The 19,379-nt window shown below is 64.9% G+C and carries 16 protein-coding genes; 7 read left to right on the top strand and 9 right to left on the bottom strand.

Annotated features, from left to right (window positions below):
* Positions 1 to 26 precede the first annotated feature (26 nt).
* Both UNPA324_RS25790 and UNPA324_RS25785 read right to left on the bottom strand, forming a co-directional pair.
* A complete protein-coding gene (locus UNPA324_RS25790; protein WP_141936610.1) occupies positions 27 to 2,621 on the bottom strand; it encodes a CHAT domain-containing tetratricopeptide repeat protein in 2,595 nt (864 codons plus the stop codon).
* Positions 2,622 to 2,810: 189 nt separating this feature from the next.
* Positions 2,811 to 3,545 carry a HugZ family pyridoxamine 5'-phosphate oxidase gene (locus tag UNPA324_RS25785; RefSeq protein WP_128920311.1) on the bottom strand — a complete coding sequence of 245 codons (735 nt, stop codon included), beginning with the start codon at positions 3,543 to 3,545 and terminating at the stop codon, positions 2,811 to 2,813.
* A 241-nt stretch (positions 3,546 to 3,786) separates the two neighbouring features.
* Between UNPA324_RS25785 and UNPA324_RS25780 the strand changes: the two genes are divergently transcribed.
* From UNPA324_RS25780 to UNPA324_RS25760, 5 genes are all read left to right on the top strand, one after another.
* Positions 3,787 to 4,488, top strand: coding sequence for a response regulator transcription factor (locus UNPA324_RS25780; RefSeq protein WP_008542552.1), 702 nt, complete (start codon positions 3,787 to 3,789; stop codon positions 4,486 to 4,488).
* Between the two features lie 205 nt (positions 4,489 to 4,693).
* A complete protein-coding gene (locus UNPA324_RS25775) occupies positions 4,694 to 6,490 on the top strand; it encodes a sensor histidine kinase (protein ID WP_128920310.1) in 1,797 nt (598 codons plus the stop codon).
* 11 nt (positions 6,491 to 6,501) lie between these two features.
* A complete protein-coding gene (locus tag UNPA324_RS25770; protein WP_128920479.1) occupies positions 6,502 to 7,026 on the top strand; it encodes an HPr kinase/phosphorylase in 525 nt (174 codons plus the stop codon).
* 133 nt (positions 7,027 to 7,159) lie between these two features.
* Positions 7,160 to 7,561, top strand: a complete 402-nt coding sequence (locus tag UNPA324_RS25765) for a PTS sugar transporter subunit IIA (protein WP_007597752.1) — start codon at positions 7,160 to 7,162, stop codon at positions 7,559 to 7,561.
* A complete protein-coding gene (locus tag UNPA324_RS25760) occupies positions 7,558 to 7,875 on the top strand; it encodes an HPr family phosphocarrier protein (RefSeq protein WP_128920309.1) in 318 nt (105 codons plus the stop codon). The genes UNPA324_RS25765 and UNPA324_RS25760 overlap by 4 nt, the downstream gene beginning before the upstream one ends.
* A 147-nt stretch (positions 7,876 to 8,022) precedes the next feature.
* On the opposite strand, the gene UNPA324_RS25755 is transcribed toward UNPA324_RS25760, so the two are convergent.
* Positions 8,023 to 9,648, bottom strand: a complete 1,626-nt coding sequence (locus tag UNPA324_RS25755; RefSeq protein WP_141936608.1) for a glycosyltransferase family 39 protein — start codon at positions 9,646 to 9,648, stop codon at positions 8,023 to 8,025.
* A gap of 113 nt (positions 9,649 to 9,761) precedes the next feature.
* Between UNPA324_RS25755 and lepA the strand changes: the two genes are divergently transcribed.
* The gene (gene lepA / locus UNPA324_RS25750) at positions 9,762 to 11,573 is read left to right on the top strand and encodes a translation elongation factor 4 (protein WP_128920307.1); all 1,812 of its coding nucleotides are present in this window, start codon (positions 9,762 to 9,764) and stop codon (positions 11,571 to 11,573) included.
* Between the two features lie 205 nt (positions 11,574 to 11,778).
* Here the strand turns inward: lepA and UNPA324_RS25745 are convergent, their stop codons facing one another.
* The 4 genes from UNPA324_RS25745 to UNPA324_RS25730 all read right to left on the bottom strand — a co-directional run bounded on the left by UNPA324_RS25745 (position 11,779) and on the right by UNPA324_RS25730 (position 15,426).
* On the bottom strand, positions 11,779 to 12,192 hold the full coding sequence (locus tag UNPA324_RS25745) for an SRPBCC family protein (protein ID WP_141936606.1): 414 nt from the start codon (positions 12,190 to 12,192) through the stop codon (positions 11,779 to 11,781).
* 193 nt (positions 12,193 to 12,385) lie between these two features.
* On the bottom strand, positions 12,386 to 12,916 hold the full coding sequence (locus UNPA324_RS25740; RefSeq protein ID WP_141936604.1) for a hypothetical protein: 531 nt from the start codon (positions 12,914 to 12,916) through the stop codon (positions 12,386 to 12,388).
* A 68-nt stretch (positions 12,917 to 12,984) separates the two neighbouring features.
* Positions 12,985 to 13,947, bottom strand: coding sequence for a tetratricopeptide repeat protein (locus UNPA324_RS25735; protein WP_128920304.1), 963 nt, complete (start codon positions 13,945 to 13,947; stop codon positions 12,985 to 12,987).
* A gap of 177 nt (positions 13,948 to 14,124) precedes the next feature.
* On the bottom strand, positions 14,125 to 15,426 hold the full coding sequence (locus UNPA324_RS25730) for a serine hydrolase domain-containing protein (protein ID WP_181769518.1): 1,302 nt from the start codon (positions 15,424 to 15,426) through the stop codon (positions 14,125 to 14,127).
* Between UNPA324_RS25730 and UNPA324_RS36205 the strand changes: the two genes are divergently transcribed.
* Complete coding sequence (locus tag UNPA324_RS36205) at positions 15,368 to 15,640, top strand: helix-turn-helix domain-containing protein (RefSeq protein WP_430649332.1); 273 nt, start codon at positions 15,368 to 15,370, stop codon at positions 15,638 to 15,640. The two genes, UNPA324_RS25730 and UNPA324_RS36205, sit on opposite strands and share 59 nt — an antisense overlap.
* A 140-nt stretch (positions 15,641 to 15,780) precedes the next feature.
* Here UNPA324_RS36205 and UNPA324_RS25720 read toward each other — a convergent pair whose 3' ends face one another.
* Both UNPA324_RS25720 and UNPA324_RS25715 read right to left on the bottom strand, forming a co-directional pair.
* Positions 15,781 to 17,013, bottom strand: coding sequence for an efflux RND transporter periplasmic adaptor subunit (locus UNPA324_RS25720; RefSeq protein ID WP_128920302.1), 1,233 nt, complete (start codon positions 17,011 to 17,013; stop codon positions 15,781 to 15,783).
* Positions 17,014 to 17,015: 2 nt separating this feature from the next.
* On the bottom strand, positions 17,016 to 19,379 hold the full coding sequence (locus UNPA324_RS25715; protein ID WP_141936602.1) for an ABC transporter permease: 2,364 nt from the start codon (positions 19,377 to 19,379) through the stop codon (positions 17,016 to 17,018).

The raw sequence follows: 19,379 nt of genomic DNA, 5'->3' as shown, positions 1-19,379 counted from the left end.
TGCGACGCACAATCCGCGTCGTCTTCTTATCTTCCCTCGCCTTCGCCGATCAGCGCGAACGGTCCCCACATCGCTGGATAAGCGTTGCCGGGTGACGAGGTATCATCAACAAACCTTAACATCGCGCGGCGCAAGGCTTCGGCACGACCGATCTTTGGTTCGTTCTTGAGCAGCTCGAACGTCGAAATGGTCAAGCGAGTGGCGGCTTCCGAATCCACGGCCCAATGCGAGACCAGGAGCGCGCGGGCACCTGCGTAGAAGAACGAGCGCGCCAATCCCGACAGCGCCTCGGCGCCGGGCTTGTCGCCTGCGATGGTGTTGCAGGCAGACAGCACCACCCAATCGGCGTTGAGCTTGAGCTGAGCCACCTCGCTCGCGGTCAGAAGACCGTCGTCGAGCTCCGACGGCTGATCGGGAATGGACAGCGCGAGCGAGGGCTCGCCCAGCCCCTTGACGTCGCCGGCGACGAGGCCGTGGGTGGCAAAGTAGATGATGCCGTATTGAGCAAGCGCTGCACGCTTCAGCGTCGTTTCGCTGGCATCGCGTCCAAGATGGATGTCGGCAACGGCGGCGCCGACGTCCCTTGCCACCGCGTTCAATTCGTCCGCAGTGTCGGGCAGTTGCGGCAGCGCCTGCGCCAGCCGCGCGCGATCGACGCCGGCGCCGCGCCAGAAGTCGGTATAGGCCAAGGTCGCAATGTTGCGCGCCGCGACCTTCCCGCTTGCAGCGCCACGGTCGGTGGGGCCTTCGGCTGCCGGATTGAAGACGGGATCGCCGAAGCCGGTCATCGGCTTTGCGCCTTGATCCTTGCGGGCGAAGGCACGCAGCGATTTCAGGCTGATCACCGAGGGCAGCACCGAGACGGCCTGACGCCGGAGCAGCCAGGCGGCGTCGCGATAACCTTCGAGCCTGTCCGGAATCGCAGCCGGCGGCTTCTCGGTCACTAAGAGATGAAACGGCAATGCCGTCAGCGCCGCCGATGGCACCACCAGCAAATTGCGCTTGTCCTTCGTCAAGGCCTCGACCGGGCCGAGCAGAGCGACATAGAGCTCGTTGGCGAGCGCAAGATCGAACAGTCCCGATTTGCCGGAGGCATCGCGCGCCTTGCCAACGTCGAGCCCCCTGCGGAAGGCCGACACCTTCCGCGCCAGCGCATCCGCGCCGAACGAGATCTCTCTCCAGTCGGCACCATCGCGTGTGATCGCGACCACATAGCTCTGCTTGTCACCGACGGAATAGATCACCATCGCCTCGTCGGCCGACAGCAGCGGCTGGATATCCTTGACCGCCAGCGGCAGCGGGTTGGAGAGCGCGGCGTAGTCGGGAAACTCGAGCGTGAGTGTCTTCTGCATGCCCGCGCGCTCATTCGCAATCGTTGCGATCCGCGCGCGGCTGCGCTGCTCGGCCGCGACGTCGCGCTGCGCCGGCGGCTTCGAGACCGCGGTGATGATCGCCTTGTCGAGCGCCTCGGCCTCAGCGGCGAGATCCTGATCGCGGCGCACCAGCTCGGCGAGCCGGTCGCTGCCGGCGGCAAGCCGCACCGCGAGCTTGTTCACGGCAGAGGCGGCGGACGATTGCGTGCCGCGCTGGATCGCGCCGAGCGCGTCGTCGAGCGCCTTGTCGGCAGGTAACAAGGATTGCTGGCGCGCGGCAAACAGCACCGGCATCACCACGCGCAACGGCGCGCGGCTCGTCGCAAGCGTTCTTTCCGCAAGCGGCAGCGCGTCCGCTGTACGCCCGGAGACGTAGAGGAAATAAGCGAGATTGCTCGCCGAGGTCACGACATCGGGATGATCCGGCCCGAGCGCCCGCTCGCGGAGCGCCAGAGCACGGCGGTAGAGCGGCTCGGCCTCGGCATAGCGCTGCTGGTGCTCATAGAGTCCGGCGAGATTGTTGAGCGAGCGCGCCACGTCGGGATGATCAGGGCCCAGCACCTTTTCGCGGATCGCGAGCGAGCGCTTGATTGGCGCTTCGGCATCGGCGTCGCGGTCGAGGTCGCGATCGACCTGACCGATGTTGTTGAGCACGGTGGCAACCGCGGGATGCTCGGGCCCGGCAGCCTTCTGGTAGATCGCAAGCGCCCGCTGAAACAACGGTTCGGCCTCGGCATGACGCTGCTGCTTCACATAGTAAGTGGCGAGGTTGTTGAGGGACTGGCCGACGTCGGGATGCTCGCGCGACAGCGCCTGCTCGCGAACGACCAGCGCGCGCCTGAACAGTGGCTCGGCTTCGGTGAAGCGGCTCTGCCGCTGATAGAGCGCCGCAAGATTGTTCAGGAGCGGCGCGATCTCGACGCTACCCTGACCGGTCCCCTTCTCCATCAGCGCGATGGCTCGCTTGTAGAGCGGCTCGGCCTGATCGTCGTGGCCCTGGTCGGCGTCAATCTGGGCGAGATTGTTGAGCGCTGCGGCGAGGTCGCGGTTGTTGCTGGTCTTCTCGAGCGAGGCCACCATGGCCTGCGCCAGCTGGAGCGCCTCCGAATATCTGCCGGCGCTCCGGAGCGCATTGATGCGCGCGCTCTGCGTCGACAGGTCGGCCTTCTGGGCAAGGCCGGGCGCGGCAAACGACGTGGTGATCGCGACCACCAGACTCGCAGCCAATGTCAAACGACGACGCGTCATGAATCCTCGCGCTGCGAGCCTCAAAACCTTATCGTCTTGGGTCGCAGCGACGGGTCGCAGCGTTCAAATCGTTGCGTTCCAAGGCGTGATGAGATCAGGTTTATAGCTACAGCGGAGATGCGCTCCCTCTCCCGCAAGCGGTAGAGGTGAACGAGCCGCAGCAATCGCTTCAACCTAAGCGCATTCCGCTCAATCCAGCTTCGCGCGCGCTTCGCCAGCCAGGCGCACCAGCATCTTGCGCAGCGACGTGCCGTCGGTCACCCGCTCCGGGAAGTCCAGCCGCAGCGCGGTCTGGCCGTCCTGCATGTCGAGGCCTTCCGGATCGCAGCCGGTGCAGCGCCAGTCACCCGCGGCCGCGCCCAGGAGCTTCGTCGCATAGAGGCCCATGGCGTCGCGATGGTCGGCGTTCATATGCGCGACAGCGCCCTCCTCTGCTGCCAGCAGGTCCTCGGCACCGGTGAGATCCGTGAGGAACCGCGCGGGCTTGAGATCGACGATCCGGCCGAAGCCGGCGACCAGATGGGTTCCCGTGGGGCGGATCCGGAAGAAAGAGAAATCCTGAAAGGATACAAAGCCTTCCGCCGAGGGATGGGCATTGAGATACCGTCGCTGCAGCAGTTCCTTCTCGGCATCGGCCTGCTCCGCCCGGCCGGACAGCATGATCCGGGCGCCTTCCAAGGGATCGCCGGCTGCCCGCTCGTCCAGCATCAACGAGACCCTGTCGTCGGCCAGGATGTTCCTGGTATGCACGGCGAGGCCCGAGATCAGCAGAATGGGCGAGCCGTCGGGGTGGCTAGCCAGATTGACCAGGGAACAATAGGGGTCGCCGCTGCCGGCCATGAGGGTTGCCAGCGCCCCCTGCCGCGATCTCCGCAGCAGCGATTTGGCGAGCTTTCCGGGGTCGAAATCAGGGGTCGGTTGCATCGGCTTTCTCGGCTCAGGTGGTTGCAAGGGGGGCCTTTTTTCGGGTAAACGGGGGCCCGGTTATGGGTCGACATGCGGCGAATCTGCCGTGTTTCGTGGAACTTGGTCACACTTCAGCCCAGCTTGCATTGCTCGGTGACAAGGTTCGAACGCCGACTTCGGCACCCATGTATGCGGCGCATCAGTGGATTGCTCGCCGTTTCAAGCCACGACCCAAACGGAAAGCAGAAAGCAGAGGCTCATGCCCACAATCGCTTTGGTCGACGACGACCGCAACATTCTCACATCCGTCTCGATCGCGCTGGAAGCCGAAGGCTACCGCATCATGACTTACACCGACGGCGCTTCGGCGCTTGACGGTTTCCGCACCACCCAGCCCGATCTCGCCATCCTCGACATCAAGATGCCACGCATGGACGGCATGGAGACGCTGCGCCGTCTGCGGCAGAAATCCGATCTGCCGGTGATCTTCCTGACCTCCAAGGACGAGGAGATCGACGAGCTGTTCGGCCTCAAGATGGGCGCGGACGATTTCATCCGCAAACCGTTCTCGCAACGTCTTTTGGTCGAGCGCGTCAAGGCCGTGCTGCGCCGCTCGGCGCCGAAGGACCCGACCGTCGCGCCGAAGGAGAACGACGCCAAGGCGCTCGACCGCGGCCTTCTGCGCATGGATCCGGAACGGCATACCTGCACCTGGAAGAACGAGCCGGTGACGCTGACCGTCACCGAATTCCTGATCCTGCAGGCGCTGGCGACCCGGCCCGGCGTGGTGAAGAGCCGCAACGCGCTGATGGACGCCGCTTATGACGACCAGGTCTATGTCGACGACCGCACCATCGACAGCCACATCAAGCGGCTGCGCAAGAAGTTCAAGGTGGTCGACAACGAGTTCGAGATGATCGAGACGCTCTACGGCGTCGGCTACCGTTTCAAGGAAGCCTGAGGCGGCTGGCGCCTTCGCGAAACACTTAAGAGCATCTCCGGTTCTCGTTCCATCGGGACCGGGATCACTCCAAAGCGCGATGAGATCATCGCGCTTTGGTTTATTTCTTGAGCATGATCCTTTCGGAAAACCGCTGCACACTTTTCCGGATCATGCTCTAGAATGTGGGGACCTTCTCAACGCCGTCCTAACACGGGCGTAAGCATTGCTGGACCGAACGCAGCCTGATCCAAACCAGAGCGCCGGCGACGTCGCATCCGACGGCGTTAGGGACCAATTTGCCGAAGCCAAGCCGCAGGGCTTCCGGCCGCTGAACTGGCTGAAGCGCGCCGGGCAGTTCTTCTTCGCGCTGTCCTTTTCCAGCCTGACCCGCCGCATCGTCTCGCTCAACCTCGCCGGCCTCGTCGCGCTGGTCGCCAGCATCCTCTATCTGTCGCAATTCCGCGCCGGCCTGATCGACGCACGGGCGCAGAGCCTCCTGGTACAGGCCGAGATCATCGCCGGCGCGATCGCGGCCTCCGCCACGGTGCAGACCAACGCCATCACCATCGATCCCGACCGACTGCTCGACCTCAAGCCGGGCGAGACCTATGGCGGCACCGACGAATATTCGCCGCTGGACTTCCCGATCAATCCGGAACGGGTGGCGCCGGTGCTGCGCACGCTGATCTCGCCGACCAAGACGCGCGCCCGCATCTACGATCCGAACGGCAGCCTGCTGGTCGACAGCCGCAATCTCGAAAACGTGCTGCGCTACAATTTGCCGCCGCCGGCCGAGAAGCCCGGCATCGTCGAACGCGGCATGGTCGCAGTGCGCACCTGGCTGAACCGCGGCGACCTGCCGCTCTATCGGGAGCTCGGTCCCGAGAACGGCAACGGCTATGCCGAGGTGAGCGATGCGCTCCAGGGCCAGAAGCGCTCGATGGTGCGGGTCAACGCGCGCGGCGAGGTGATCGTCTCGGTCGCGGTGCCCGTGCTGCGCTCGCGCGCGATCCATGGCGCCTTGATGCTATCGACGCAAGGTGACGACATCGACCAGATGGTCACCGCCGAGCGCCTCGCCATCCTGAAAGTCGGCGGCGTCGCGGCCACCGTGATGATCATGCTGTCGCTGCTGCTCGCGAGCACGATCGCCGGGCCCGTGCGCCGGCTCGCCGACAGCGCCGAGCGCGTCCGCCGCCGCATCAAGGCCCGCATCGAGATTCCCGATTTCACCCGCCGCCGCGACGAGATCGGCCATCTCTCGGGCGCATTGCGCGACATGACGAGCGCGCTCTACAGCCGCATCGAGGCGATCGAGATGTTCGCGGCCGACGTCGCCCACGAATTGAAGAATCCGCTGACCTCGCTGCGCTCGGCGGTCGAGACGCTGCCGCTGGCGCGCAACGAGAACAGCCGCGCGCGCCTGCTCGAGGTGATCGAGCACGACGTCAAGCGGCTCGACCGTCTCATCTCCGACATCTCCGACGCCAGCCGTCTCGACGCCGAATTGCAGCGCCAGGACGCGATCCCGGTCGATTTGCGCCGCCTGCTGACGACGCTGGTGTCCGTCGCCAATGAAACCAAGCTCGGCCATGACGTCGCGGTCGAAACACGCTTCGAGGGCCGCAGCCCGACCGACACCTTCGCCGTGAGCGGCCATGATTCGCGGCTCGGACAGGTGGTCTCCAACCTGCTCTCCAACGCACAATCGTTCTCGGAAGCCGGCAACAAGGTGCGCCTCACCTGCCGCCGCGTGCGCTCCGAGATCGAGATCGTGGTCGACGACGACGGCCCCGGCATTCGCGACGACGCGCTGGAGCGCATCTTCGAGCGCTTCTACACCGACCGTCCGCATCAGGGCTTTGGCCAGAACTCCGGCCTCGGCCTGTCGATCTCCAAGCAGATCATCGACGCCCATGGCGGACGCATCTGGGCCGAGAATCGCGCCGGCCCGCCGGATGACGAGGGCGTCCCGACGGTTGCCGGCGCGCGCTTCGTGGTGAGGCTGCCGGCGCTATGAGCCAAAGCAGTTTGAACGAAGGCGAGCCCAGCGTTCACGCCTCCGCGGTCAAGGTCGGGCCTCTGGCGGTGCTGATCCGCGGGCCCTCGGGCTCCGGCAAGTCGCGCCTTGCCTTCGATTTGATCATGGCGGGACGCGCGGGCGTGATCGATAGGGCCGTTCTGGTCGGGGATGACCGTGTCCATCTGGCGACAGTCGGCGATGAAATTGAGGTCCGCCCCGCGCCACGTCTGGCTGGCCTGATCGAGATCCGGGGCCTCGGGATCCGCCACTGCGACTTCGTGGAGCATGCGATTGTCGGTCTCGTGGTCGATCTGGACGCCGCAGACGCCGAGCGCCTGCCGCCGCCGGAAGCGCTGAAAACCAGCATTTCTGGTGTCGAAATACCGCGAATTCCCGTTGCTCGCGACACTTTACCCCTCCCCCTGGTTGTTGCGGCCTTGACCACTACCAAGAGTTCATCTTCCGTTAACCCTCCCGGCGATTGTTTGAAGGGAAATGGTAACCATATGAACCCCACTATCGCGACCGAATAGACCGGCGCAGCTCCCCTCATCCATCCGTCTAGATTCAGGGAGATACGCAACATCCCCTCTTGCGCAGGGGCTCTGGATGGTCAAAGTGGCGCGTTCGTGCGGTGCACCAAAAGCGCCCGCGAGGAGTTTTCCGATGATTGGTCTAGTACTTGTGACCCACGGGCGCCTTGCCGACGAATTCAAGGCAGCGCTTGAACATGTCATGGGCCCACAAAAACAAATCGAAGCGATCACGATCGGCGCCGAAGATGATTCCGATCTCTGTCGAAGCGACATCATCGAGGCGGTTAACCGCGTCGATTCCGGCGATGGCGTTGCGATCCTCACCGACATGTTCGGCGGCACGCCGTCGAACCTTGCAATATCCTGCATGAGCCGGCCGAAGGTCGAAGTGCTCGCAGGCATCAACCTTCCCATGCTGGTGAAGCTCGCCAAGGTGCGCGAGGAGCGTCCGCTGCCCGACGCGATCGCGATGGCCCAGGAAGCGGGCCGCAAATACGTCACCATCGCCAGTCGCGTGCTCGCCGGCAAATGAGCGAGGAGGCGCCACAAGCGGGGACAGGCGTGCCCGCGGGCGCGATCTCCAAGGATCTCCTGATCATCAACAAGCGCGGCCTGCATGCCCGCGCCTCGGCGAAGTTTGTCCAGGCGGTCGAGCGCTTCGATGCGCAGGTCTGGGTGACGCGCGGCGGCGAGACCGTCGGCGGCACCTCGATCATGGGATTGATGATGCTCGCCGCGGGACCTGGCACCACCATCACGGTCGCCGCCGCCGGCACTGACGCCGAAGCCGCGCTCACGGCAATCACCGAGCTCGTTGAAAGCAAGTTCAACGAGGAAGGGGTTTAGCGGCTTCCTCTCGTGTCCCGGACGCGGTGCGGCGCGCAGTGCCGCGCCGCTGAGCCGGGACCCAGTGCATCAACAACTGGACCCCGGCTCTGCAGCGCATCGCTGCGCGCTGCGCTGCGTCCGGGGAACGTCAGGCACAGTGCGTTACTATTTCGCCGGCGGCGCGATGTAGACGTTCCAGCTCATCGACGGGCCGGCCTTGCCGTGGGTGAAGCGGCGCGTGGTCATCACCATACGCTCGGCATTCGGCGCGGTCTCGGATATCCATTGCTCGAACTTGGGCAGGCGTTCGTCGGCAGCATCGAACACGCCGATGAAGCCGTATCGCTTGACGTCGTCGAGCGAGGTCAGTCCGGAGGCCCAGGCTTCGTTCGGCGTGAACGGGCTGGGGTGATCGGCGCTGTAGAACACCATCGGCTGGATCGTCTCCATCGTCCCCGCAACGACGGCCCAGCGCGAGGCGAAGCGTGCGTGCCAGGCCTGGGTCAGCTCGCGCGCGAGATCCGAGCGCGCCCCATAGGTCGCGGTGTTGCCGGCATTGGCCGCCATCTCGCGCGCGGCAATCCAGGGCGAGGCTAGCAGCGTCGCGACGCTGAGCACGAACCAGATCGCAGCGATGTTGAACAGGCTCGCGCTCTGCACGCGCAGCGCGGGGATCGCGACCAGCGCCAAGGGCACCAGGAAGAACAGCGAGATGCCCCAATCGGTCTTCAGGTAGATGCTGAAGACCAGCGCGCCGAGCGGCGGGCCGAATGCGACGATGATCTGGATGATCCAGACGTTCAGCGCCTGCGAGAGATTGACGCTCGAATTGGCGCCGCGCGCCCAGGCGCGCGTGACGATCCGTGCGGGCGCGCGCAGCAGCAGTGCGAACCACGGCGGCACCAGCGCCATCGCGAGCCCGGCCAGCGCCACCGGCAATGCCAGCAATCCCAGATTATGCAGCGCGTAGCCGGCGACGAGCTGATGCACCTGGCCGCTGTCCGCGAGGCTGTAGGTGTCGCCGGCATAGGTCAGCGGCACGAAATGCGCCTCCGCCAGCCAGACGACATGCGGGATCATCGCCACCGCCATCGTCGCGATCGCCAGCCACGGCGCCGGCGATGACAGGAAGCGCAGTCGCTCCGGATGGATCAGCGCGGCAAGCCCGATGGCGCCGATCATGGTCAGCACCCAATATTTGGTCATCAGCGCCAGCGCGCCGGCAAGTCCGAGCAGGACTCCGGACTGCCAGCTCCGCTTCTCGAACGCATTGAGATAGGCGAGCACGAGCAGCGGCAGCGTGACGAGCTGCAGCAGATCCGGGTTGTACTTGAAACCCTTGAAATTGAAGATCGGGTAGAGCGCGACCATCACCACGACCAGGAAGGCGCGGCGCGCATCCACCACGCGCAAGGCCACCAGCCAGCAGATCACCATGCCGACGCTGACGGTCGCCATCGCGAGCGCATAGGTCGCCCAGTCCGCGGGCGGGAACAGCTTGAACCAGACGCCCGCGACCCAGCCCGACAGCGGCGGGTGCTTGCCGTAGCCCCACAGGAATTTCTGGCCCCAGCCATAGGCTTCTGCGACGTCCATATGAACGTCCTGCGCGGCCTTGAGATTGATCAGGATGACGGTCCAGAGCACCGCGTGCAGGATGGCGAGCTGGATCACCAGCCACAATCTCGCCTCGGGGCGGACCGCGCAGGCAACCAGCCAGGCCCGGAAGCGGGTCAAGCTCAGGCGGGTCTTAGTGCGCGCCCTATGGGTCGGAAGAGACGTGATCGACATGGGCGTTGCCTAGCGCGTTTTGGGCGATGGTGGAATCAGCTTGGCGTGAACAAAGGCCCTGAAATTACAGCAATATGGTTGCCGCACGGGGATGTGAGTGGTATCCCGCGCCCATGACGACCGTCCCCATTTCCAACATCCGCAATTTCTCCATCGTCGCCCATATCGACCATGGCAAATCGACGCTGGCCGACCGCCTGATCCAGATGACCGGCGGCCTCTCCGACCGCGAAATGGCGGGCAAGGAGCAGGTGCTCGATTCCATGGACATCGAGCGCGAGCGCGGCATCACCATCAAGGCGCAGACGGTGCGCCTCTCGTACCGCGCCAAGGACGGCAAGGACTACATCTTCAACCTGATGGACACGCCCGGCCATGTCGACTTCGCCTACGAAGTCTCGCGGTCGCTGGCGGCCTGCGAAGGTTCCCTGTTGGTGGTCGACGCCAGCCAGGGCGTCGAAGCGCAGACGCTCGCCAACGTCTACCAGGCGCTCGACAACAATCACGAGATCGTCCCGGTCCTGAACAAGGTCGACCTTCCCGCCGCCGAGCCCGAGAAGATCAAGCAGCAGATCGAGGACGTCATCGGCATCGACGCCTCCGACGCGGTGATGATCTCGGCCAAGACCGGCCTTGGCGTCCCCGACGTGCTGGAGGCCATCGTCACCCGCCTGCCGCCGCCGAAGGGTGACCGCGACGCCACGCTGAAGGCGCTCTTGGTCGACAGCTGGTACGACGTCTATCTCGGCGTCGTCGTTCTGATCCGCGTCGTCGATGGCGTCATGAAGAAGGGCAGCCGCGTGCGCATGATGGGCACGGGCGCGGCCTACGACGTCGAGCGCGTCGGCTTCTTCACGCCGAAGATGCAGCAGGTCGACGAGCTAGGCCCCGGCGAGATCGGCTTCATCACCGCCGCGATCAAGGAAGTCGCTGACACCCGCGTCGGCGACACCATCACCGACGACAGGAAGCCGGTCACCGAAATGCTGCCGGGCTTCAAGCCGGCGATCCCCGTGGTGTTCTGCGGCCTGTTCCCGGTCGACGCCGACGATTTCGAAACGCTGCGCGCCGCGATGGGCAAGCTGCGGCTCAACGACGCCAGCTTCTCCTTCGAGATGGAGACCTCGGCCGCGCTCGGCTTCGGCTTCCGCTGCGGCTTCCTCGGCTTGCTGCACCTCGAGATCATCCAGGAGCGGCTGTCGCGCGAGTTCGATCTCAATCTGATCGCGACCGCGCCGAGCGTCATCTACAAGATGAAGCTCACCGACGGCACCGAGATCGAGATTCACAATCCCGTCGACATGCCCGACGTGGTCAAGATCGCCGAGATTGACGAGCCCTGGATCGAGGCGACGATCCTCACCCCGGACGAATATCTCGGCAGCGTGCTGAAACTGTGCCAGGACCGCCGCGGCGCGCAAAAGGAGCTCACTTACGTCGGCTCCCGCGCCATGGTGAAATACGATTTGCCGCTCAACGAGGTCGTGTTCGACTTCTACGACCGCCTGAAGTCGGTCTCCAAGGGCTACGCCTCGTTCGACTATCATCTCACCGACTACAAGCCGGCCGATCTCGTCAAGATGCAGATCCTGGTCAATGCCGAGCCGGTCGATGCGCTCTCGATGCTGGTCCATCGCACCCGCGCGGAAGGGCGCGGCCGCGCCATGGTCGAGAAGATGAAGGAGCTGATCCCGCCGCACATGTTCCAGATCCCGATCCAGGCGGCGATCGGCGGCAAGGTGATCGCGCGCGAAACCGTCCGCGCCCTGCGCAAGGACGTCACCGCGAAGTGCTACGGCGGCGACATCACGCGTAAGCGGAAACTTCTGGAGAAGCAGAAGGAAGGCAAGAAGAAGATGCGGCAGTTCGGCAAGGTCGACATCCCGCAGGAAGCCTTCATCGCCGCGCTGAAGGTGGACAGCTGAGGCTGCGCTTGGGGCGAGCCGGCCCCGTCTACGCGGCCGTCAAACTAAAACTGCGAAAACAACCCCATGCACAGTAGCCGCTCCATTGGCGGCATTGCACTTTTTCGATTTTACGAATTCGGTTTGATCCGTCGGGCAAAACAGGGTTATGGCACCTGCATCGCAGGGTGTGCGATGCAGGCATCCACGTTCGCTTCCTGATCGATCACACCTTCTGCTTCGCCTCGACGTACCGCGCAAAATTGTCGAGGATCGCCTGCCAGCCGCCTCGCTGCTGTTCGACCGAGTGCGTCGTTTCGCCATCGAAGACAACGCGGACCACAATGCCGTTCGGGGCGGACACGAACTCGATCTCGGCCTTCCGATCGCCGAACGAATATTCGATCCGCTTGTGCTCGATGATCTTGGTGTAGGTGCCGGCGAAGTCGAAGCCCATGCTGCCATCCTTGGCTTCCATCCGGGACGAAAAGTCGCCGCCTTCCCGCAGGTCGACCGTCGCCTTGGTCGTATGCCAGTCGTCGGACGCCGCATTCCACTTCACGATGTCGGCAGGCGTCGTATAGGCCAGCCAGACCTGACCAATGGGGGCTGCGACGCTGGTTTCGACGGTGATCCTCATGGGTATTGCTCCAGTATGATTTCGGCGGCCCGAGGTGACATCAATTCACCCGTGCGGGATCCATGCTCCGCTCGTGCGGGACATGTCCATCAAAGGACGAACGAGCCCCGTCGATGCCGACATGATCGAACCATCAATACGATAAAAGAGGGGCCATCGGGGAGGCGCGCGCCCCACCTGCCCGCAGTCCGCGTCAGCAGATCTTTTGAAAACGCGCGCGCCACCGCGATGCCTTGACCGGCGGAAGCACGTAGCTTTTGCCTTCGGCCGAGATCTTCAGGGGCTGCCCGGACTCCAGGAGATCGAGGACGCGGTCTTCCAGCACGCGCCATTGATCATCGGCAAGCCCGGGATGACCGAGGTCCGCCTGGTTGAACATCGAGGTGCTCGGCGGGAAGGAAGAGGGGCCGGAATATGTAAAGCCGGCGAAATCCATGTGCGTCTTGCCGTTGCCGATCGTGATCGAGGCCTCGGTGTGTTCCTGTGTCGGCGCGTTGCCCGGATAGACCGCATCCAGCTCGAAATGCGAACCGCAGCCGATGCGGAATACCGTCTTGCCGCGCGGGTCGGAAAAGACGAGCCATGGCCGATCCTGGCGGTCCATTTCGAACGTCCATGCGCCGCTCCACATGTCCTTCGATGGGCCGCCGGCCGCCGCTGCGGCAGACAATCCGAGCCACGTCAGGGCGACGACAAGTTGGAGCAGTCTTGCATGCTTCGTCATGGCCCCCTCAACGCGATCCGCTGATGATCCTCACACTAAGGACGTCTCGATCGGCCCGGCCGACCTGCTCAGATCGGCCTTGTCTTCCCTCGAATGGCCATCGACCGCTTCAGCACCTGCTCGGCGTCGGCATGGCGGCCTTGATTCCTGTAGAGACCGGCGAGGTTGTCCAGGACACCGGCAAGATCCGGATGATTGGGGCCGACGGTTTTCTCGAAAGTGACCACCGACCGCTTGAACAGCCGCTCGGCCTCGGTGTTCCGTCCCTGACGCGCATACAGCGCACCCAGATTGTTCAGCGCCTGCGCGATGTCGGGGTGAACAGGACCGAACGCCTTCTCGGACACCACCATCGACCGCTTCAGCAGCCGCTCTGCGTCGGCATAGCGATGCTGCTGGATGTAGGCATCGGCCAAATTGTTCATCAGCACCGTGGCTTCGGGATCGTCGGGACCGAGCGCTTTCTGCAGCACGGCCAGGCCCCGCTTGAACAGCGGCTCGGCCTGATCGTATCGGCCCTGGCTGCTGTAGACGGCGCCGAGATTGCACAGCGGCAACACGATCGACGGGTCGTCTGAGCCGAGCATCTTCTCGTCGATGGCGATCGATCGCTTCAACAGCGGCTCCGCTTCCGCGTAGCGCCTTTCCGCGCGATAGAGATCGCCGAGATTGTTCAGCACCATTGCGACTTCCGCGTGATCCGGGCCGAACGTCTTCTCGCGGATGGCCAGCGCCCGCTTGTACAGCGGCTCGGCAACGGCGTGTTGGCCGAGATTGTGATGGATCGTGCCGAGGTCGCTCAGCGGCATCGCGACGCGCGCGTCATCCGGGCCGAACTCCTTCTCGTGAAGGGCCAGGGACTTCTGGGCCAATGGCAGCGCTTCCGCGTACTTCCCGGCCCGATAAAGCGCCTTCATCTGCTGCGTGAGCGCGCCCGTCTCGTCCTCCTCGCCGTAGGACGGCGCGCCGAACGATAGGCTCAAGGCAAGTGCGGTGACCGCAACGCAGATCGATGCTTTCAGGGTCTTCATCGCGCTTGTCTCTCGTCGCAGGCACAAAGGGAGCCAACACGCCGTTGGTGCTCCCGGAAGCCGGACAGGTTCAAGGCGGCGGCTGGCGGACCCATCGCCGGCGGTTTCGCCGACCTCAACCAGCACAAGAGCGATCGATCATGCGGCTGTGCGCAGCCGGCGGGCAAAAGCAGATCATCATTGCCCGAGCTGCTGAAGCACGGCGGACCACAGCGCGAGCGGCTCCCTGAGGGCTCCCGGCTCGGAGGGCTTCTGACGAACGGCGGTGTGCACCATGATGAGCTTGGAGGTTGGATCGACCAGGATGACCTGACCGCGGATGCCAAGCAGCGCAAATCTGCGCGGCTCGCGAGGCAGGAGCCACACCTGATAGCCGTAGCCGAAATAGGATGTGGCCACGCCCGGAGCGAGATGGCCATCGCCCGGTCTGACGGTCGTGGCATCGAGCAGCCACTGCCGGGGGATCAATTGACGACCTTCCCAGGCGCCGTCATGTGCGAGCAGCCGGCCCAGGCGCGCATAGTCGCGCAAGGTGGCGTTGAAGCAACAAAAGGCAATCTCTTGCCCGCTACCGTCGATCGCCCACGAGGCATCCGCTTCGGTGCCGATGGGGTCCCAGATCCGGTCGTGGAGATAGTCGGCAACCGGCGTGCCGGTGGCGGCGCGCAGGACCAGGCCGAGGATTTCCGTTTCAACGCTGGCATAGTGCCATTTGGTCCCCGGCGGTGCGGTTCGAATATTGAATTGCGCGACGATGGCAGCGGGGTCCTTTGGCTCATCGACGAACAGCGCCCGCCCAAGCCGGGCGATGTCATCGTGCCCATCATAGACTTCCGAGAATTCGACGCCCGAAGACATGTTGAGCAAGGCCCGGATGGATGTGTTTCCATATTCCGTTCCTGCAAGGCCGGGGACGTAGGTCGAGACGATGTCGTCGATCGACTTGATCCGTCCCTCCGAGACCGCGATCCCGACCAGCATGGCCACCAGCGTCTTCGCCATCGACTGCGAGAGAAAGCGGTCGCGGTCGGTCCGCGCATATTGATAGTGCTCGTACAGGATGGTGTCGTCCCTGGCGATCAGCAGTCCCGTCACCGGGTTGCGCTTGAGGTAGTCCCCGATGTTCAGCCGTTCGTTACCGAAACTGTAGGCGATCGATGGCTCTGGGGCGCGTTTGAATTGCCAGGGCGCCATTGCGCGACCGACCGGGCGCGAAGGGTAGATCTCGCCGAAATGGCTGTAGACCCCGACGAGCTTGTCAACCTGGGTGGCGGTGCCGCGCGCGCCGACCGGATAGCCCATCGCCGCGCCGTAGAGCTCGGCATCGGGGCCACTATCCGAAAAGACCGGCCCCGGCTCGCGGGGAGAGCTTCGGTCGTCCTGTGCGTATGCTGGAGGTGCCAAGACCGCGGCGGCGACAATGACAGACAAGGCAAGCGCGCGCCAACCGCGCGGCCTCCAGAGTGCTTCCCGTTTCATCGGACTTGCCTCCTCGCGCGTTCCTGTGTGTGCGCCTATGAGAACAACCTCGCAGACCGGTGACGAGAGGCATGCTATCATGACGGGCAGAAGGTGTCAGCGTGCGGCCGGTCCGCCTTGCGCCCAGCATCGACAAAACCAAAAGCGCGAGGAAACGCATGAGCAAGCCACCGAGCTCCGACGATGGCTGGGTTGTTGTCGCCACGTGCGCTGATGACTTGTGCTGGGTTGGGCACGATGCTGACGCCGGAGGTGTTGGCTTCCCGACCAAGCGCAGACCATCGCTCGACCTTGGCCGCGCTGTGGCCTGACACCGCCGACTGCCGTCGCCCGATGGCGGCCGTCCCGAGCCCTCTACTCTCTCTGCGCGATCCTGGTGCCATCGGCGATGCGGTCGCTCGGGTGCAGCACGATTCGGTCGCCGGCGGCGAGTCCTGAGAGAAGCTCGGCCGTGCGGTTGTTGCGGTGGCCGATCTTGACGAGAGTGGTCTTGGCGCGGCCGTTGTCGTCGACAAAAACGGCCCATTGATCGCCTTTCCGGAACAAGGCGCTCACCGGCACGGACAAGGCGTCCGGCGCGCTCCAGGTGGTGACATGAACGACAACGCGGTAGTCGTGTCCGAGTGAGGCCCACGCTTCGGGCGGGTCGCTGAGATCGATGGTGACCCGGACTCGCTGCTCCTCGATACCCAGCGCCGAGACCTTGAGGAAGCCGGCGGGGTCGACCCGGACCACCTTGCCCCTGATCGGCTGCCCGCCCCAGCCGTCGATTCGTACGGGCGCGCCGACCTTGATCTGGACGGCGTCGGTCGAAAGCAGGTCGGCCACGATCTCCAGATCGAGCGGGTTGCCGATGTCGACCAGCGGCGTGCCGGGCAGCACCGTCGCCTCGCTGTCCTGGATGATCTTCAGCACCCGTCCGCCCGCCGGCGCCAGCACCCGGACGCAGCACGTCGGCTCGTCCGACGGCGCGGCGTTGGCCGGATCCATCAACCGCGCCGCAAGACTGGTGCGCGTCGCGCGCCGCATGTCGATCTGAGCCTTTGCACTGGCTAGAGCGGCTTCGTTGGTCGCCACCTCGAATTTCGCCTTGTCGAAGGCCTGAGCCGAAATGGACTGTGTCCGCAACAGCGCTTGTGCCCGCTGGAACTCGGTCCGGGCGAAGTCCAGAGCGGCTTCGATCCGCTTCACCTCGGCTTCCTGCTGCTGGATGGCCGCATCCGCAGCCAGCACCTCGGCCTGAAGCTGGTCGCGCGAGCGCACATCGATGAAGCCCGGGAGCGTCGGCTGCATCAGCGCGACGACGGTCTGGTTGGCTACCACCTCGTCGCCGACGTGGAGCGAAGGCCCCTGCTCGCCAAGCGGATGCGAAATCCTCAGGACCTTTCCTGCGATGGGCGCCGAGACCGTGTAGACATGGCGGACGTGCGTCTTGCCGTCGTCATCCGCCGTGACTTCGATCGGCCCTTTCGCGACGGCGGCGAGATCCACCAGAACCGGCCGCGGCCAGGCGAACCAAGCCAGCCCGCCCGCAATCGCGGCCAGAAGCGCAACACCGATGAAACGTTTGGTCCAGTTGGCCGGCATGGCTAGTCTCGCGTCTTGAGGACCGCGACGAGGTCCAGTTTGTCGATGCGTTCGCGGATGATTGCGGCGGAGGCGATGGCAGCCAGCACCACGACGGAGGTCGCGATGACGTAGGTTGAGTGCTCGACGACAAGGCGGACGCGCATCAATTCGCCGGCCAGATTGGTCTTCATCACCCATGCGAGGCCGTAGCCCATCAGCCAGCCGGGCGGCTGGGCGATCAGCGTCAGGATGGCGAGCTCGAGCAGGAGGATGCGCAAGACCTCGCCGCGAGTGAAGCCGAGCACGCGCAGGCTCGCCAGCTCGCGCGCCCGTTCCGACAGTGAGATCCGGGCGTTGTTGTAGACGACACCGAACGCGATCACGGCGGCGAGCCCGGTATAGATGCTCGCCATCGTGGTGACGAGCAATGCGACCGTCTTGCGGAAGTTCACGAGCGAGACGCGCTGCAGCGCCACGCCGCCGACCGGCGGCATGGATTTCACCGCCGCGTAGAAATCCTCCGTCCGGCTCTCATCGAGGCTGAGGCTCACGCTGTTCACGACCGGTGCTTCGCGCATCAGCTTGCGGAGCGCCTCGATGTCCATCATCCCCTTGATGCCGAAATAATCCTCCACCGTCGCCACGACCGGCGTCGTGACCGTGCGGCGGGCCCCTTCCAGCAGATCGAGCTCGACGGTGTCACCGGCGCGGACGCCGAGGATCTGAGCGAGCATGCCTGACAGCGCAAGGCCCGTATCCGGAAGCGCGACCGGGTGGAGGTCGGCGTCGATGATCCGGCGCAAATCGGCATTGGCGGGCCGGCCGCTGATCATGATCCGGCGTTCGACGTTGCCGTGCCGAATCCGGACGGGCACCTCGCGGAACGGCTCGGCGGCGAGAACACCGGGAAGCCGCCGGACCTGCTCCACGACATTCGCGATCCGCTTCTCGGCAAAGCCGATGGTCGCGTCCTGCCGGTCGGCGAGGAAGTAGGTCACGTCGATCAGGTGCTCCATCGAGTCCCGCGTGAACAAGGAGACGACCAGGATGGCCGTGGCCAGCGCCATGCCGAGCGTCGTGAACGCGGCGCGGACCGGGTGTCGCGCGATGTTGCGGATCATCATCAGCGTCGGCTGCGAAACGAACCGGTCGAGCTGGATGCTCGCCGGCAGCAGCCGCCGATAGACCGGCGGCGCGGGCGGCTGCATGGCAACGGCCGGCGGCAGCTTGACCACCTCGCGCAGCGCCCGCAGCGCGCCGACGGCGGCCGCCGCCGCGCTGAGCGCGCCCGCGGTGACGTACAGGTCCGGCGCCTTCGCGAAAACAAGGAACGGGAAGTGGAAGAAGTCGCCGAACAGGGCGGTGACGCGCAATCCGAGCCAGGTGCCGGCCGCGCCGCCGAGGAGGATGCCGATCGCCACGATCAGCGCCACGAATTTCAGATAGTGCAGCACGACGCTGCGATCGGAATAACCCAGCGCCTTGAACAGGCCGATCTGCTCGCGCTCGAGCGCCACCAGCCGTGTCAAAGTGAGATTGACCAGGAACGCGGCCACCAGCAGGAAGATCGGCGGCAGCGTGCGGCTCATGTTGTTGAGCATGTCGAGCTCATGATCGAGCCAGGCGTGCGAGGTCTGGTCCTTCCGGCCATGGGCCGCCTGGCCGCCGTAGGGGTCGAGCAATGCGTCGAGCCGCGCGATCACCTCGCGCTCCGACGCGCCGGGTTGCAGCTTGAGCGACACCGCCGAGAACGCGCCGTCGAGATCGTAGACGCCCGCGAGCGCCTTCTCCGACATCCAGACGATGGCGTAGCGGCGATCGTCCGGCATCAGGTCGCCTGGGCCGACGGTGTAGACGAATTCGGGTGACAACGCCGTGCCGACGATCACGAGCTCGCGCTTCTTGCCGTTCAGGATGGCCGAGAACCGTGCCCCTTCCGAGAAGCCGTGAGCCCGCGCGAACGGCTCGTTGACGACGATTTCTTCGGAGCGGCCGGGCTCCGGAAGCCGTCCGGACCGCATGTAGAGGCGATTGAGATGCGGCTCGCCGCTATCGGGGAGCGAGACGAACTGGGCGCTTGCGGGCTCCGAGAAGCCGGGAATGTCCAGCAGCGCCGGCTTGGCGATACGAGCATCGACGGCGGCGACGCCGGGGATCTCGCGGATCCGGTCGGCGAGCGCCTTGGGTGCGCGCTTCGCCTGCGCGAACACGTCGCCGAACCCGTAGCGTTCGTAATATGCGATCCGCGTCTCCTCGAGCGATCGATGCGAGCCGACCGCGAGCACCAGCGTCGCAACGGCCCCTCCGATCACGAGCGCGACGGCGAGCACCTGCGCCCAGAGCCTTCTGACATCGCGAAACAGCTTGATGTCGAGCACCGTCAT

The organism is Bradyrhizobium sp. UNPA324 (genome assembly GCF_006658635.1).
In the GTDB taxonomy this organism is placed as follows: domain Bacteria; phylum Pseudomonadota; class Alphaproteobacteria; order Rhizobiales; family Xanthobacteraceae; genus Bradyrhizobium; species Bradyrhizobium nanningense.
This window is presented reverse-complemented; position numbering and strand designations above follow the sequence as displayed.

Excerpts from the sequence above, each read along its gene's own strand:
- UNPA324_RS25790 (WP_141936610.1), bottom strand. The coding sequence starts at position 2,621 with ATGACGCGTCGTCGTTTGACATTGGCTGCGAGTCTGGTGGTCGCGATC.
- UNPA324_RS25780 (WP_008542552.1), top strand. The coding sequence starts at position 3,787 with ATGCCCACAATCGCTTTGGTCGACGACGACCGCAACATTCTCACATCC.
- UNPA324_RS25755 (WP_141936608.1), bottom strand. The coding sequence starts at position 9,648 with ATGTCGATCACGTCTCTTCCGACCCATAGGGCGCGCACTAAGACCCGC.
- UNPA324_RS36205 (WP_430649332.1), top strand. The coding sequence starts at position 15,368 with ATGACAGACAAGGCAAGCGCGCGCCAACCGCGCGGCCTCCAGAGTGCT.
- lepA (WP_128920307.1), top strand. The coding sequence starts at position 9,762 with ATGACGACCGTCCCCATTTCCAACATCCGCAATTTCTCCATCGTCGCC.
- UNPA324_RS25715 (WP_141936602.1), bottom strand. The coding sequence starts at position 19,379 with ATGACGGTGCTCGACATCAAGCTGTTTCGCGATGTCAGAAGGCTCTGG.
- UNPA324_RS25745 (WP_141936606.1), bottom strand. The coding sequence starts at position 12,192 with ATGAGGATCACCGTCGAAACCAGCGTCGCAGCCCCCATTGGTCAGGTC.
- UNPA324_RS25735 (WP_128920304.1), bottom strand. The coding sequence starts at position 13,947 with ATGAAGACCCTGAAAGCATCGATCTGCGTTGCGGTCACCGCACTTGCC.
- UNPA324_RS25760 (WP_128920309.1), top strand. The coding sequence starts at position 7,558 with ATGAGCGAGGAGGCGCCACAAGCGGGGACAGGCGTGCCCGCGGGCGCG.
- UNPA324_RS25740 (WP_141936604.1), bottom strand. The coding sequence starts at position 12,916 with ATGACGAAGCATGCAAGACTGCTCCAACTTGTCGTCGCCCTGACGTGG.
- UNPA324_RS25785 (WP_128920311.1), bottom strand. The coding sequence starts at position 3,545 with ATGCAACCGACCCCTGATTTCGACCCCGGAAAGCTCGCCAAATCGCTG.
- UNPA324_RS25765 (WP_007597752.1), top strand. The coding sequence starts at position 7,160 with ATGATTGGTCTAGTACTTGTGACCCACGGGCGCCTTGCCGACGAATTC.
- UNPA324_RS25720 (WP_128920302.1), bottom strand. The coding sequence starts at position 17,013 with ATGCCGGCCAACTGGACCAAACGTTTCATCGGTGTTGCGCTTCTGGCC.
- UNPA324_RS25730 (WP_181769518.1), bottom strand. The coding sequence starts at position 15,426 with ATGAAACGGGAAGCACTCTGGAGGCCGCGCGGTTGGCGCGCGCTTGCC.